Source organism: Dyadobacter sp. HNCC25DJ183, from assembly GCF_056895175.1.
In genome coordinates, this window is record NZ_JBXHAP010000011.1 from 53,714 (window position 1) to 68,481 (window position 14,768).

The window sequence follows — 14,768 nt, forward strand, 5'->3', positions numbered from 1 at the left end:
CTGCGGTGTAAAGGAAATATAAGCGACAGAATGTCCGATCTCGATTGAACAAACCTGTAAAATGACAGGATGGGGCCGTTTAAAGCACAGAGTGTTGCTTATCGCAATTCAAGAATTGCACAAGCCTGCTCAGATGCAGATTGTTCTGCTTTCTTTTTGGTGAAGCCATTGCCGGTAGCGAAAGGCTCGTCATTAACGAGTATTTGGGAAATGAATTCGCGGTGGTGGCGGGTACCGCGTTCTTCGAGTATTTCGAAGCGGATTTCCTTGCCTTCGCGTTGCGCCCATTCGATGATGAGGCTTTTGAAGTTTGCATTGTTCTGGATAATGCTATCCAGATCATAATGCGTAATCAGCTTGCTGATGATGAATGTTCTCGTGAATCGAAAACCCTTATCCAGGTAAATAGCGCCTACAAATGCTTCAAGCGCATCTCCGTACATGGAAGAGCGCGGCGACATACCGCGGCGGTTTCCATCGTATTCGATCAGCCTGTCGAGGCCCAGCTTACGTGATATTTGATTTAAGGACTCCCTGTTAACAATCCGGGAGCGGATTTCAGTGAGAAAACCTTCGTCTTTGTAGGGGTATTTGGTAAAAAGAAATTCTGCAACTACCATACCCAGTACTGCATCGCCCAGGTATTCAAGTCGTTCATTTGATTCCCTGAAACCTTTGATAGCAGTTTCCTTAGATGCAGAAGTATGGCGGAAAGCGAGCTGGTAAACGCCTAAATTGGAGGGGCGGTCACCGATTACGTGTGCAATGGACTCCTTAAATTTTTTATCCTCAGCACTTCCGGTACGGAAAAGAGAAAGTATCGGTATAAGAATTCGCTTTGCCAATTGTAGAAAGTTTATCAGTCTTCATACCTTTTGAAAATGACTGATGCATTGTGACCTCCAAATCCAAAAGTGTTACTCAAGGCAATATCTACCTTGCGTTTTTCCGCTTTGTTAAAAGTAAGATTTAGTCTTGGATTAATTTCCGGATCATCTGTAAAATGGTTGATCGTAGGCGGTACGATCTGATCTTTGATCGCCATTATGCAGGCAGCAGCCTCGATCGCACCTGCTCCTCCGAGCAAGTGTCCGGTCATAGACTTGGTAGAACTGATGTTCAGATTATAAGCGTGCTCTCCGAAGAAGGTCTCAATTGCTTTGATTTCCTGCGGATCGCCGATCGGCGTGGAAGTACCGTGGGTATTGATGTAGTCGATATCTGACGGCTGCAATCCGGCGTTTTCCAATGCATTTTTCATTACCATGTATGCGCCTAGTCCCTCAGGATGTGGCGCAGTAATGTGATAAGCGTCCGAAGACATACCTGCGCCGATCATTTCAGCGTAAATCTTTGCTCCTCTGGCTTTTGCGTGATCCAGATCTTCCAGGATAAGAGCGGCACCACCTTCTCCCAAAACAAAACCATCGCGGTCTTTGTCATAAGGGCGTGAGGCCGTTTCCGGACTATCGTTTCTCTCGGAAAGTGCTTTCAGCGCATTGAAGCCTCCTACACCAGCAATAGTAATGGCTGCTTCGGAGCCGCCGGAGATACACACATTCATCATACCAAGCTTGATATAATTGAATGCATCAATCAGCGCATTAGTTGCTGAGGCGCAGGCGGATACTGTAATAAAATTTGGCCCCCTGAAACCGTAACGGATCGAGAGTACTCCCGATGCACTGTCAACGATCATTTTAGGGATAAAGAAAGGATTAAAACGAGGTGTTTTTCCATTCTCGGAGAAGTTCATCACTTCTTCCTCGAAAGTTTTAAGCCCCCCAATTCCTGAGCCCCAAATTACACCGGCTTTGTCGAGATCAAGCTTATCTACGTCAAAGCCGGCGTCCTTCATAGCTTCGTCTGCAGCAATAACGGCGTACTGAGTAAACGGGTCCATTTTACGTGCTTCCTGTCGCGGGATGTAAGTATTGATGTCCAATCCCTTGACTTCACAGGCAAAACGGGTGCGAAACTTCTCAGCATCAAATTTTGTAATTGGCGCTGCGCCGCTTACCCCCGCAACCAGATTTGTCCAAAAGGTAGAAACATCATTCCCGATGGGCGTCAATGCACCCATTCCTGTAATCACAACTCGCTTAAAACTCATAAAAAAGGACAGAAATTGAAGATGATAACTGGCTTAAAGACCGAATTACTTCACGTTCTCTTCCAGATATGCAACAGCTTGGCCTACTGTACCAATGTTCTCTGCCTGGTCGTCAGGAATAGATAGATTGAATTCTTTTTCAAACTCCATAATCAATTCAACGGTGTCTAGAGAGTCCGCTCCCAAGTCGTTCTGGAAGTTTGCTTCCGGTGTAACCTCCGACTCTTCTACGCCGAGTTTCTCGACGATAATTTGCTTAACTCTTTCTGCAATTGCTGACATTTTATAATCACTTTTTGGTTAAAATCGCAACAAAGAAAGATATTTCAGTTCACTTTTTCAAAATTTTTTTACTGCCTTATTTTTATTGCAATTATTGCTTCTAAAATAAAAAAAGCAGAAAATCAGCTCCTTATCAGGTGTTCATTTCCCGATTTCTTTTTGCGGTCTGGAGAACATCCGGTATAAGTGTACATTCACCAAATATTTAATTAAAAGCGTTTTTGAGATATGATTTCAATTGCAAATCTAAAAAATACCGACTCGCAGCAGTTCTTTCTCATGGCCGGCCCCTGCGCGATAGAAGGCCGGGATATGGCACTTCGAATAGCTGAAAATATCGTCAATGTGACCACCAGGCTACAAATACCGTACATTTTCAAGGGTTCCTACCGCAAAGCCAACCGCACAAAAATTGACTCTTTCACAGGCATCGGAGACGAGAAAGCTTTAAAAATACTTCGGGAAGTAGGCGAAACATTTGGGGTCCCTACCGTCACCGACATTCATGAATCTCACGAGGCTGCCATGGCTGCTGAGTACGTGGATGTACTGCAGATACCCGCATTTCTTTGCCGGCAAACCGAGCTGCTGGCCGCCGCCGCGCAGACAGGAAAAGCTGTAAATGTGAAGAAAGGACAGTTTCTTTCAGGCGCTTCAATGAAGTTTGCAGCCGAAAAAATTCATGAAGTCAACCCCCAATGCCAGGTAATCCTGACTGATCGGGGCAATAGTTTCGGCTACGGCGACCTTGTTGTGGATTATAGAAACCTGCCTGAAATGGCTGCATTCGGAGTACCGGTTGTAATGGACTGCACGCATTCCCTGCAGCAGCCAAATCAAAGTTCAGGGGTAACCGGAGGCAAGCCGAAGTTGATTGAGACGATCGCCAAAGCGGCAATAGCAGTAGGTGCAGACGGGCTGTTTATCGAAACCCATTTCAATCCTTCAGAAGCAAAATCTGATGGTGCAAATATGCTCCCGCTGGATCAATTAGAAGGTTTGCTGGAAAGGCTTGTTCGCGTGAGAGAGGCTATCCTATGATCTTCAAAGCAGCGCGAATTCAGATCCTGACCTTATTGATTTGCTGCAATCTGCTGCCGCAAACCGTATCGGCACAGCAGGATTCTACCTTGTGGCGGGTAAAGGCAGGAGATATTATCCCGCCGGTTTCGTTGGCTGTTGCAGGATTGGTTGTACAGGGAAAGGTCAGCCGCAGCCTGCAAAGGGAAGTCCGGTCTCAGTATCCTGGATTTCATACCAATGCAGATGATTTTCTTCCCTACGCTCCTGGTATTGTGAGCCTTGGACTCGCATCAGCGGGTGTGAAGGGGAAACATTCGCTGGGCGATCAGGTTATACTTGCATTACTCTCGAACATTGGCGCACAGGTAGTAACTCAGGGGCTCAAACGGGCAGTAAAATACCCGCGGCCAGATGGAGAGGATAACCATTCATTTCCTTCCGGACATACCACCACTGCTTTTGCAAATGCAGAGATCCTGCATCAGGAGTATGGAGGCAGAAGTGTTTTTTATAGCATTGGCGGCTACGGAACTGCCACTGCAGTAGGTGCGATGCGTATTTTAAACAATAAACATTGGCTGGCCGATGTGCTTATGGGCGCCGGCATAGGAATGGGGGCAACGAAGGTCTTTTACATCAGCTATCCCTGGCTTAAACAAAAGGTTTCTCGGAAAAGAAAAAGTACACCTGCTTACTAACCTGCTGACATAGGGCTGTCATTCGGGGTGTTTTTATTTGCCTGAACTTAAAACCTTAGCTTATGCAACTGAAAACAATTCATCCGCTTCATGTTCTTTATTTTGAGACTGAAACTTCCCTGAATGCGCTCTCCGAATTTGTCCGCGTGGTCGCCCGGCGGCTTTACAGTGATGCGGTACAAAACGATCTGGAAATTACGGGACCTATATTCTGGATTTATGAAGGCGCTGACGGGAATCCGGAAACAGTGTTCAAGCTCACGATCGCACTTCCGGTGAGCCGCTCGGCACCACTTACCGGCTCCGAGTTCAGATTGAAACTTCTGGAACCGTTTCAATGTATCTCGCATGAATTGCAGGGAGAATGGAGCGGTCTCGGGAATGTTTATGGGCAAATATTTTCAGAGCTGGGCACCAAAAACAAAATTCCCTCTGGCCAGAATCGTGAGATTTACATTCACATGGATTTTGAAAATCCGGCCGGCAACATTACCGAAGTTCAGGTAGGCATTCTCTAACAACCAAATACCCGCTGCACATGTCATATTGCGCTTATGTCAACAATAACATTTCTGAACTACCGGATTTTCTGCTAAATAAAGAATACCATGATAACCATTATGGTTTCTCCATTGACGACGACGACGAGCTTTTTGGGAGGTTGTTGCTCGAAATCAATCAGGCTGGCCTGAGCTGGACTTTAATGCTCCGAAAACAACACAGTTTTCGGGCAGCTTACGATCATTTTTCGATAGAAAAAGTAGCTGCTTACGACGAAAGCGACAGAGAAAGGCTGATGCAGGATCCCGGAGTAGTGCGGAACAGATTAAAAATTAATGCCGCTATCGTAAATGCGCAGAAGATACTGGAAATCAGGAAGGATTTTGGCTCATTCAAAGGCTGGATTGAAGCCAATCATCCTTTGACCAAGGACCAGTGGATCAAGCTTTTCAAAAAAACATTCAAATTTACCGGCGGCGAAATCGTCAATGAATTTCTTATGAGTACAGGCTATCTGCCTGGCGCGCATACGCCAGACTGTCCCATTTATCAGAAGATTAACCAGCTGGCGAGCTGATCGTACATTTTCAATGCGAAACGCCTAATTCTGCCCTTTCAGAAAGCTCATCAAATGGACAGGTGTATCTGTTTGCAGCCCCTGAACGCCTTTACTTAGCGCCTCTTTCCAGGAAGCGGGCCCCTCGTTTGGACTTTGTACGTCCAGCCACACCGCCACGCCATGCTGATTTGCTACCTTCACCAGCTCAGGGTCTTTCACATTGTCCAGCACCTGAACATCGGTTTTTTTCAGGAAGCCAAGTAGTCCATCTTTGCTTGTAACGTGATTTGGCAAACTTGTCATAAGCGGAACAGTGGGAGCCGCTTCCTTCCATTGCCTGTATTGTCGCTCGTCATTCAGGTACACAACCACCTGACTTTCCATACCCGCAGCCTTGATTTGCTTCCAGGTTTCTTCGGTGCTGGCATCCTTAAAATCGAGATAAATGTTGATTTTCCCTTTGCAGACCGCAAGTACCTCTTTGAATTCGGGGATCCGGTGCGTTTTTTTGTTTCGGTTAAATACCTGCAGTTTCCGCACTTCGGCCAAGGTCATGTCTGCAATGCGGCCGCTACCGTTTGTAGTTCTGTCTACTTTCGCATCGTGCAGCAATACCAGCTTTCCATCTTTCGTAGTCCGCAGATCGACTTCCACATAGTCGGCGCCGCATTCGATAGCCTCGCGACAAGAGGCAACTGTATTTTCGGGTACCTCCATGTGATTACCGCGATGGGCGATCACGACAGTCTTGTTTTTACTCTGAGGTAAATGTGCCGGCTGTGCATTCGCACGAGCGGTTATTCCTAAAATCGCGAAAAGTATTATCAGTCTTTTACCAATCATAACCTGGAAAAATAAGAGTCTACAAGCATGGAAATCGATCCTTACTTATAGACTCATAAACTTTAAACTAAATACTTATTGTATCTCGAAGCTGCTCAGGTTCACAAATTCCTGAACCCGTGCATTAATTTCCGCGCGTGAAAGGTTCACAAGTCGCTCAGTACCAAATTTTTCGACACAAAATGATGCCATTGCTGAACCGTAGATAATGCCGCGCTTCATGTTTTCAAAGGAAATATCATTTGTGCTGGCGAGGTAACCGATGAATCCGCCGGCAAAGGTATCTCCGGCTCCGGTTGGATCGAATACTTCTTCCAGAGGCAAAGCCGGTGCGAAGAAAATGCGATCGTCCTGAAACAACAATGCGCCGTGCTCTCCTTTTTTGATGATCAGGGTTTTTGGACCCATTTCCATGATTTTCTTTGCCGCTTTACGCAGCGAGTATTCTCCTGAAAGCTGGCGCGCCTCTTCATCATTTATTGTCACCAGGTCTACCAGCTTCAAAGTTTCTTTCAAATCATCCAGCGCGATATTCATCCAAAGGTTCATGGTATCGAGCATGATCAGCTTGGGACGTTTCGACATTCTTTCAATAACGAGCCGCTGCGTCGCAGGTACTGTATTACCTAACATCAAAAACTCGGTACCCTGGTAGGATTCGGGAATGATGGGATCGAAGTGCTCCATTACATTCAGTTCGGTGATCAGCGTGTCGCGCGTGTTCATGTCTTCATGATACTTACCCGACCAGAAGAATGTTTTTCCGTCCTGAACGATTTCAAGTCCTTCTGTATTAATGCCGTGATCCTGCAAAAGGCTGATCATTTCTGCTGGAAAATCGCCGCCGACAACTGCTACCAGGTTGTTATCCTTTGTGAAATAAGACGCGGATAGTGTAATGTAAGTGGCAGCGCCTCCGATAATTTTATCTGTTTTTCCAAACGGTGTTTCAAGCGCATCAAATGCAACAGATCCTACGGTAAGTAAGCTCATAAATAAGTACTGTGTTGATTTTAAGTAAGTTTCAAACTGGGATTCAATTCAAGAAAACGTTGCGAAGATAATTAAATCAGCTGAATAGCATGTTTTGCAAATTCCAATATTCGGGTACCAGCACGTCTATCATCTGTTATTTGCTATTTTTGTTGATTAGCATTTTATCTCTCCACTATAAACACATACTTAACAATGGAAGCAGTTTCAGAAGCACGCAGGCATATTGATAATGCGAAGGATTTCCTGAGTAACAATGCTAAAAAAGAAGACGGGCTTTACAAGGACAAAAAGTATGTCAAGATAGCCGGACACACTGCTTACACCGGCATATTGCTGGTACTGAATGAGCTTCTTGGCAAGAAAAACAGGAAAACGCCCAAGAGTGTCGAATGGTACCAGTATGAACTCAGCCGGGTTGACAAAAGTCTTCTTGCAGCCTTTACCACTGCATATCAAATCCTGCATATTGATATGGGATACCAAGGCAGCAAAAGCGCAAAGCTTGCGTCTGTTGGTTTGCAGGAAGCAGAAAAAATCATCAGGTGGGTCGAAACCCGCCTTGATAAGAAACAACTTAGTTAAGAATAGTTTTCAGTAAGTACCGGATAAATGACCGCACAAACTTTCCAGCCGCTTAGATTATTTAATACGCTTACACGAAAAAAAGACGTGTTCGTACCGATTGCTCCTCCGTATGTTGGTATGTACGTCTGCGGTCCGACGGTTTACAATAATGTGCATTTAGGCAACATCCGCACCTTCCTGTCTTTTGATATCCTTTACCGCTATCTGACCCACATTGGCTATAAAGTGCGATACGTGCGGAACATTACCGACGTGGGCCACCTGGTAGGCGACGGTGATGAGGGGGAGGATAAAATCGGGAAGATGGCAAAACTGCAGAAGCTTGAACCGATGGAGATCGTGCAGCGGTATACCAATGATTTTCACGATGTTTCCGCCATTTTCAATCTTTTACCACCGAGCATTGAACCTACGGCAACCGGCCATTTGATCGAACAGATTGAAGCAGTACAGTCGCTAATCGAAAAAGGAGCGGCTTACGAATCCAATGGATCCGTTTATTTTGATATCAATAAATACCAGGCCGGCGGAAATGAATATGGTAAGCTCTCCGGCCGCATTATAGAAGATCTTTTGAATGAAACCCGCGAGCTCGACGGACAAGCTGAAAAACGCAATCCGCTCGATTTTGCACTATGGAAAAAGGCGAGCCCAGAACATATTATGCAATGGGATTCACCCTGGGGAATGGGCTTTCCCGGCTGGCACCTTGAATGTACCTGCATGAGCAAGAAGTACTTAGGCAAGCAGTTCGATATTCACGGCGGTGGAATGGACCTGAAATTCCCGCACCACGAATGCGAGATCGCGCAAGGGAAATCGCTGACAGGTGAAGAGCCGGTTCGTTACTGGATGCATACGAATATGTTGACAGTAAACGGACAAAAAATGTCCAAGTCGCTTAATAACTCTTTCCTGCCGTCGGAGCTTTTCTCCGGAAGCCACGCGTTGCTCGATCAGGCTTACAGTCCCATGACCGTGCGCTTTTTCATGCTCCAAAGCCAGTACAGGAGCACGCTCGACTTTTCAAATGAAGCTTTGAAAGCTGCCCAAAAAGGCTACAAAAGACTTGCAAACGGGCTGCGCAATGCCAAGTTGCTGACTTACTCGCACGAAGAAGGGGTTGCTATCGACGAGAACAAGAAGGCCGATATTCAAAAAGCAATCGACGGTTTTTACGCGGCTATGAACGACGACCTGAATACCGCAGTTGCATTTGCCAACCTTTTCAATCTGCTTAAATACATTAACATGCTCAATATGGGGCAGTTGAAGCCGGCTGCGATTGGTAAGGAAGCATTTAATAATCTTAAAGATCATTTTGTCCGGTTTTTTGAAGATGTTTTGGGCTTGAAAGAAGAGCTCGCCGAAGGATACGCGATCCTGGACGGAATGCTGAAACTGTACCGGGAATTTAAAATGCTGCAGAACTACGAAAAGGTTGACGAAATCCGTTCTTATTTCAAAAATCAGGGGCTTGTTATCCGCGACACCAAAGTCAGGGTTGACTGGGCTTACGAGGAGTGATCATGAGAAACCGGCAATCGATATTTGTATACATTTTACTCGGCGTGTTTTTACTGGGCGGCGCAGCCTACCTGCTTGCTCCATATCTGAATAAAAGCAAGGTAGAAACAGAAAATGCAGCACCGGCAGCCAATGCGCCAACATTTGTCAAAGAAGGCGAAGTCACATTCTGGAAGAATGGACAGAAGTACAAAACGATTGATGTTGAAATTGCTGAAAACGAAAACGAACGGGCGAAGGGTCTGATGTACCGGCCCTACATTCCCGACTCAGTAGGCATGCTGTTTATCTTCGAAAAATCAGAGCCGCAGAGCTTTTGGATGCACAATACCAGTATCCCGCTGGATATCATCTATGTGGATGAAAATAAAAAAATCATATCTATCGCTGCCAATACCAAACCCTACTCCGATGAAGGTATCCCTTCTCTCGGCAATGCCCAGTATGTAGTTGAGGTAAATGCAGGTTTCAGTGAACGCAACAATATCAAAACCGGAGATGCTATTTCTTTCTAAGAAGCTGTTTCTTAAACCATTCAGCTATTTTTTTTGCTTTTCAATTTTAATAGCAGGCTGTAAGAGCAACACCAGCTCCGACCAAACCAGCGAAGCCGCGGCTCCCAAACTGGTCGCCAGTCCGGCATTTAGTGCTGATTCTGCCTATGCATTTGTCCAGAAACAGGTTGACTTCGGCGCCCGGGTACCTAATTCCAAACCCCACCAGCAATGCGGCGATTACCTCGTAGCTACTCTGAAAAAATACGGATTGCAGGTAACTGAGCAACCATTCACAGCCACTACTTTCGACGGTACCAAACTGAATGCACGCAATATCATCGGGAGTTTCAATCCGACTGCTTCCAAACGCATTTTGCTTACTTCCCACTGGGATTCACGCCCATTCTCTGACCAGGATTCGCTGGTCAAAAACAAACCTGTACTCGCAGCAAATGATGGCGCAAGCGGCGTGGGTGTATTGCTCGAAATTGCACGATTGCTTGCAGCACAGCCAAGCAAGCCAGATATTGGTGTAGATATCATCTTTTTTGATGCCGAAGACTGGGGTAGTACCGAAACACAGACTGATATGGAATACAGCGGCTTTTGTCTGGGTTCCAAACATTGGGCTACCAACAAACACGTACCTAATTACACTGCTTATTTCGGCATATTGCTGGATATGGTAGGCGCCAAAGGAGCTACTTTCTCCAAAGAAGGTTATTCCCTGCAATTTGCAGAAGATGTGGTAAGGCAGGTTTGGACCACGGCCAGCCGCCTCGGCTATAATAACTACTTTATAGATGAACGCGGATCAACTGTGACGGACGACCACGTGCCCGTAAACAATATTGCCCGCATTCCGATGATCGACATCATCCACACCAACCGCAATTCCACGCTGCTCACATTCTTCCCGGACTGGCACACAGCCCACGATGACATGGAGAATATTGATCCAAAAACACTGAAAGCTGTGGGACAAACATTGGTGCAGGTTCTCTACCAGGAAGCGGCGGGAGAGGCACTTTGAGGAGTTGCCTTTTGGTCATTAAGGGTCAGTGGTTGTCAATGACAATAAATGTCCAAAAACACCCCTACCCCCAAACAACTCCGCCCCGCTACATTCGCTTGACTGTGATCCAGACATCGGAATTTCTTCCCTTATCGTCGCTGCAGGAGATTTTCACCCTGCCTGCCGGCGGGTTGATGAAAACAGGCTCGTGAGGCTTTGTCTTCCGGGTAATTTTATCATTGATATACCAGAAAACTTCCTCCACATCATTCGCTGCCTGACAAGCCAGCTGCAACTGCTGCGGCTCATCTTTCCGAATGTAATATTCACTTCCCTCATTGGGACTCACAATCAATGGTGCGCCATCATAAAAAACCCGCTCACAATCGGGGTTATGCGGTGGGATTTTTTCGTAAGGGATTTTCTGGACTTCGTTGAATGCGATCAGCTCAGGCGCGAGGTTGGGATAGGCTTTTCTTTCGAATCCGGTCGGCGGTAAACAGTAGGTACAATAAGAAATTTTGCCCGCAGGATCAGTAAAAACCCAGCGCAAATGCTGGCATTTCCGAAAATCAGACACACCTACTATATATTCGCCTGGCACTGAATGCGTACAGAATTCCGAAGGAATGTCGCCTGTGGCGGGGCAGACGAGCCTGGTAGAGATATCCGCCGGAGATTGGTACCAACCCCGGGGTGAGTTGTAGTCCAATGCATTAAATATGGAAAACAGCAGCGGCGTTGCTGTATTTGCGCCGCTCAGTTCCGGTACCCCCTCACCCGAAAAGTTGCCGACCCAAACTCCCACCGTGTACCTCTTATTGTAGCCGACGCTCCAGGCGTCGCGTTTCCCGTAAGAAGTACCCGTTTTCCAGGCAATTTTCGGCAAATGGTAAGTATTGTCAAAGTTGGTAGGCAGGTCAGGGCGGGTGATTTTGGTCAAAATGCCTGTTACCAGAAATGCAGCCTCCGCAGATACAATGTTCTCCCCTCTCGCCTGACCGGACTGCTTTACATACCGGAGCGGCCGGAGTTCGCCTTTGTTGGCGAATGCAGCAAAAAGACGCGTGAGTTCTTCCAGTGTCACACCGCAGCCGCCGAGGATCAGCGATAATCCCAGTTCTTTGGCTTGCCTGTCTACTGTTTTGAACCCTGCCTTTCTGAGCTTCCCGATCAATGCAGGCGTACTGATTTCCTTTAAAATGCGGACTGCCGGGATATTCAGTGAGTTGGCCAATGCAAATTCAGTGGTAACCGGGCCATTAAAGCGCTGATCAAAGTTCTCGGGCTCATATCCGCTAAAATTCCCCGGAACGTCATTGAGTACACTTTTGGGAGTAATTATCCCTTTATCAAATGCAGTAGCATACAGGAGTGGCTTCAAAGTACTGCCAGGCGAGCGCACGGCTCTGATTCCGTCGACCTGCCCGCCGTCGAAAGGGTTATGGAAGTCCGCCGAACCTACATAAGCTTCTACCTCCATAGTCTCATTATTCAAGACGAGCACTGCCGCATTGTGAATATTCATCAGCTTGCGACGGTTGATAAAATTATAAACCTGCTCCTCGATCTGTTTTTGAGACTGGAAATTGATGGTAGTGGCAATGATCGGCTGACCGGAAAACTGCTTTTTAAGCCGGAGTGACAAATGCGGCGCGTGACGTGGCGCGTGAAGCCTTTTTATCTGCAAAGGCTCCTGCAAAGCATCTTCAATGAGCTCCTTTTCAAATAAACCTTCTTCTTCAAATCTGAGCAGCCAGCTATTCCTGGCCAGCTGCAATGCATCATTTTTTGTACCGGGACGTAAGCTGGACGGTCGGTTCGGGACGATAGTCAGCGCGGTGATTTCTGCAAGGCTCAGCAACTGCGGCGATTTACCAAAATACAACAGCGCTGCTGATTTGATCCCCTCAATATTCCCGCCATAGGGAATCAGGTTGACGTATAATTGCAGGATTTCTTCTTTGGAGTAATGCAGTTCCAGCTGCATTGCCCGCATCATTTCAATGATTTTGTTAAAATAAGTACGTCTCCGGGGCTGCACGAGCCTGACTACCTGCATACTGATCGTGGATGCGCCGGAAGTTCTTTTGCCCGAAAAAATATTCCTGAAAGCGGCCCGCGCCACTGCAAAGGGATTGACCCCAAAATGATAATAGAAATACTGGTCTTCCTTATAAATCAGCGTTTTGCTAAGTAATGGCGTAATCTCCGGCAATGCGGTATACAGCCGCCATTTTTCATCATCACTCAAAAAAGCATGAATTACTTTCCCGTTCCTGTCGGTAACCTGAGTGGCGTATCTGATCTGAGGTTTGAAGGGAAATGCAAAATCAAGGAGCAGGAGCAGCAGCAAGACGGACAAAATCGCCCAAAATGCCTTCCGCGCAGTTGCTTTTTTCATGTTACCAGGTGTGTAAAGAGGGTTCTATGACAAATATAAAATTAGATTCTGTTTTGTCCCGATCAGTTAAGTTTCACTACTTACTGACTTTACTTCAAACTAAGCCAATCAAAATACCATTATGTCCAAATATATCGCCGCAATTGACCAGGGAACAACCAGCACACGCTGCATTCTTTTTAACCACAGTGGAAATATCGTTTCAGTCGGTCAAAAAGAACACGAGCAGATTTACCCGCAGCCGGGCTGGGTGGAGCACAACCCGGTCGAGATCTGGAAGAATACTTTGGAAGTGATTGCAATCGCACGGATCAATGCGTCGGCCACGGCTGCGGATATCGCTTCGATCGGCATAACCAATCAGCGCGAAACGACGGTTGTCTGGAATAAAAGAACCGGCAAACCTTACTATAATGCACTGGTTTGGCAGGATACCAGAACAACCGAGCTTGTCGCCAAATACGAAAGAGAAGGCGGGCTCAATCAGTTCAGGGATATTACCGGCTTGCCAGTCTCTACTTATTTCAGCGGATTGAAGTTAAAATGGCTGCTCGACAATGTGGAAGGGCTGCGTGAAGATGCCGAAAAAGGCGAGGCGCTGTTCGGAAACATAGATACCTTCCTGATCTGGCATTTGACAGGCGCTACCCAGGGCGGCATTCACGTGACTGACGTTTCAAATGCGAGCCGCACCCAGTTAATGAACCTGCGTACTTTGCAGTGGGACGATAACATGCTCGAAGCATACAATATCCCCGGAAAAATGCTCCCCCAAATCAAAAGCAGCAGCGAAGTCTACGGACACGTGACTAACGAAATTCTTCCGGGCGTCCCCGTTGCCGGCGATCTGGGTGATCAGCATGCAGCGCTGGTGGGGCAAACCTGCTTTGAACCGGGAATGGCGAAAAATACATACGGTACCGGCTGCTTTTTGGTCATGAACACAGGGAGCGAATTAAAAACATCCGAGCACGGGCTGCTGACTACAGTATCCTATCAATTTGGCGACCAACCAGTTCAATATGCATTGGAAGGCAGCGTAGCGGTGACCGGCGCGCTCGTGCAATGGGTACGTGATAACCTGGGCCTGATTCAGAACAGCAGTGACATTGAAAAGCTCGCAAGCACGGTAGCTGACAATGGAGGTGCATACTTTGTGCCTGCATTCTCCGGTTTGTATGCGCCCTACTGGCGAAACGACGCGCGTGGCGTGATTGCAGGATTAACCAGATATGTGAATAAAGGACACATTGCAAGAGCTGTTCTGGAAGCGACTGCCTACCAGACTGTCGACGTGGTGCGCGCAATGGAGCAGGATTCAGGCATTGAGCTCGCGTCTTTACGCGTAGACGGCGGAATGGTGGCAAACCAGCTCCTGATGCAGTTCCAGTCTGACATCCTGAATACCCAGGTTGTAGCCCCGGCAGTTGCCGAAACTACCGCGTTAGGCGCAGCTTATGCAGCCGGACTGGCTGTTGGCTACTGGCAAAACACCGAAGAGCTTAAAAAGAATTGGGCAATCGCACACACCTGGAATCCCGATATGGATGCAGCTACCAGGGAGAAGTACCATTCAGGTTGGAAAAAGGCGGTGACGAAGTCCTTTGGCTGGATGGAGGATTAAACCGTGCGCCACGAATGCTGGATTGTATAACAATGCGACCTATTTGAAACCAGTATAAACAAGGTGCTTATGTACCCGCATTTGCCATTTCACCTTAACTT

Annotated in this window: 15 protein-coding genes; 9 read left to right on the plus strand and 6 right to left on the minus strand. The window is 46.9% G+C overall.

Annotated features, from left to right (window positions below; translation table 11 throughout):
• Window positions 1-98: 98 nt before the first annotated feature.
• From rnc to AC1XTG_RS24720, 3 genes are read right to left on the minus strand one after another with little or no spacing between them, the layout of a single operon-like run.
• Window positions 99-845: a ribonuclease III gene (gene rnc / locus AC1XTG_RS24710; protein ID WP_031529466.1), complete on the minus strand. Its 747-nt coding sequence runs from the start codon at window positions 843-845 to the stop codon at window positions 99-101.
• 14 nt (window positions 846-859) lie between these two features.
• Window positions 860-2,113, minus strand: a complete 1,254-nt coding sequence (gene fabF, locus AC1XTG_RS24715) for a beta-ketoacyl-ACP synthase II (protein ID WP_056279256.1) — start codon at window positions 2,111-2,113, stop codon at window positions 860-862.
• 45 nt (window positions 2,114-2,158) lie between these two features.
• A complete protein-coding gene (locus tag AC1XTG_RS24720) occupies window positions 2,159-2,395 on the minus strand; it encodes an acyl carrier protein (RefSeq protein WP_015813362.1) in 237 nt (78 codons plus the stop codon).
• 228 nt (window positions 2,396-2,623) lie between these two features.
• Between AC1XTG_RS24720 and kdsA the strand changes: the two genes are divergently transcribed.
• The 4 genes from kdsA to AC1XTG_RS24740 all read left to right on the plus strand — a co-directional run bounded on the left by kdsA (window position 2,624) and on the right by AC1XTG_RS24740 (window position 5,194).
• Window positions 2,624-3,436 carry a 3-deoxy-8-phosphooctulonate synthase gene (gene kdsA / locus AC1XTG_RS24725; RefSeq protein WP_056279254.1) on the plus strand — a complete coding sequence of 271 codons (813 nt, stop codon included), beginning with the start codon at window positions 2,624-2,626 and terminating at the stop codon, window positions 3,434-3,436.
• The gene (locus AC1XTG_RS24730) at window positions 3,433-4,116 is read left to right on the plus strand and encodes a phosphatase PAP2 family protein (protein ID WP_484843809.1); all 684 of its coding nucleotides are present in this window, start codon (window positions 3,433-3,435) and stop codon (window positions 4,114-4,116) included. The genes kdsA and AC1XTG_RS24730 overlap by 4 nt, the downstream gene beginning before the upstream one ends.
• Before the next feature lie 62 nt (window positions 4,117-4,178).
• The gene (locus AC1XTG_RS24735) at window positions 4,179-4,634 is read left to right on the plus strand and encodes a GyrI-like domain-containing protein (protein ID WP_484843810.1); all 456 of its coding nucleotides are present in this window, start codon (window positions 4,179-4,181) and stop codon (window positions 4,632-4,634) included.
• A 20-nt stretch (window positions 4,635-4,654) separates the two neighbouring features.
• Window positions 4,655-5,194: a DNA-3-methyladenine glycosylase I gene (locus AC1XTG_RS24740; RefSeq protein WP_484843811.1), complete on the plus strand. Its 540-nt coding sequence runs from the start codon at window positions 4,655-4,657 to the stop codon at window positions 5,192-5,194.
• Between the two features lie 24 nt (window positions 5,195-5,218).
• Here AC1XTG_RS24740 and AC1XTG_RS24745 read toward each other — a convergent pair whose 3' ends face one another.
• Together AC1XTG_RS24745 and AC1XTG_RS24750 are read right to left on the minus strand one after the other, a co-directional pair.
• The gene (locus AC1XTG_RS24745) at window positions 5,219-6,019 is read right to left on the minus strand and encodes a glycerophosphodiester phosphodiesterase family protein (RefSeq protein ID WP_056279246.1); all 801 of its coding nucleotides are present in this window, start codon (window positions 6,017-6,019) and stop codon (window positions 5,219-5,221) included.
• A 75-nt stretch (window positions 6,020-6,094) separates the two neighbouring features.
• Complete coding sequence (locus AC1XTG_RS24750) at window positions 6,095-7,012, minus strand: PfkB family carbohydrate kinase (RefSeq protein WP_056279244.1); 918 nt, start codon at window positions 7,010-7,012, stop codon at window positions 6,095-6,097.
• A gap of 195 nt (window positions 7,013-7,207) precedes the next feature.
• Here AC1XTG_RS24750 and AC1XTG_RS24755 point away from each other — a divergent pair, with 195 nt between their 5' ends.
• The 4 genes from AC1XTG_RS24755 to AC1XTG_RS24770 are packed head-to-tail and all read left to right on the plus strand — an operon-like array spanning window position 7,208 to window position 10,657.
• Complete coding sequence (locus tag AC1XTG_RS24755; RefSeq protein WP_056279242.1) at window positions 7,208-7,597, plus strand: DUF5618 family protein; 390 nt, start codon at window positions 7,208-7,210, stop codon at window positions 7,595-7,597.
• A 27-nt stretch (window positions 7,598-7,624) separates the two neighbouring features.
• Complete coding sequence (gene cysS, locus AC1XTG_RS24760) at window positions 7,625-9,127, plus strand: cysteine--tRNA ligase (protein WP_056279239.1); 1,503 nt, start codon at window positions 7,625-7,627, stop codon at window positions 9,125-9,127.
• A gap of 2 nt (window positions 9,128-9,129) precedes the next feature.
• Window positions 9,130-9,642 (plus strand): DUF192 domain-containing protein, encoded by a 513-nt coding sequence (locus AC1XTG_RS24765; RefSeq protein ID WP_484843812.1) that lies wholly within the window; start codon window positions 9,130-9,132, stop codon window positions 9,640-9,642.
• Window positions 9,626-10,657: a M28 family peptidase gene (locus AC1XTG_RS24770; RefSeq protein WP_056279235.1), complete on the plus strand. Its 1,032-nt coding sequence runs from the start codon at window positions 9,626-9,628 to the stop codon at window positions 10,655-10,657. Before AC1XTG_RS24765 ends, AC1XTG_RS24770 begins: the two co-directional genes overlap by 17 nt.
• 88 nt (window positions 10,658-10,745) lie before the next feature.
• Here AC1XTG_RS24770 and pbpC read toward each other — a convergent pair whose 3' ends face one another.
• Window positions 10,746-13,043, minus strand: a complete 2,298-nt coding sequence (pbpC, locus tag AC1XTG_RS24775; RefSeq protein ID WP_484843813.1) for a penicillin-binding protein 1C — start codon at window positions 13,041-13,043, stop codon at window positions 10,746-10,748.
• 121 nt (window positions 13,044-13,164) lie between these two features.
• Between pbpC and glpK the strand changes: the two genes are divergently transcribed.
• The gene (glpK, locus tag AC1XTG_RS24780) at window positions 13,165-14,667 is read left to right on the plus strand and encodes a glycerol kinase GlpK (protein WP_484843814.1); all 1,503 of its coding nucleotides are present in this window, start codon (window positions 13,165-13,167) and stop codon (window positions 14,665-14,667) included.
• Window positions 14,668-14,768: the final 101 nt, after the last annotated feature.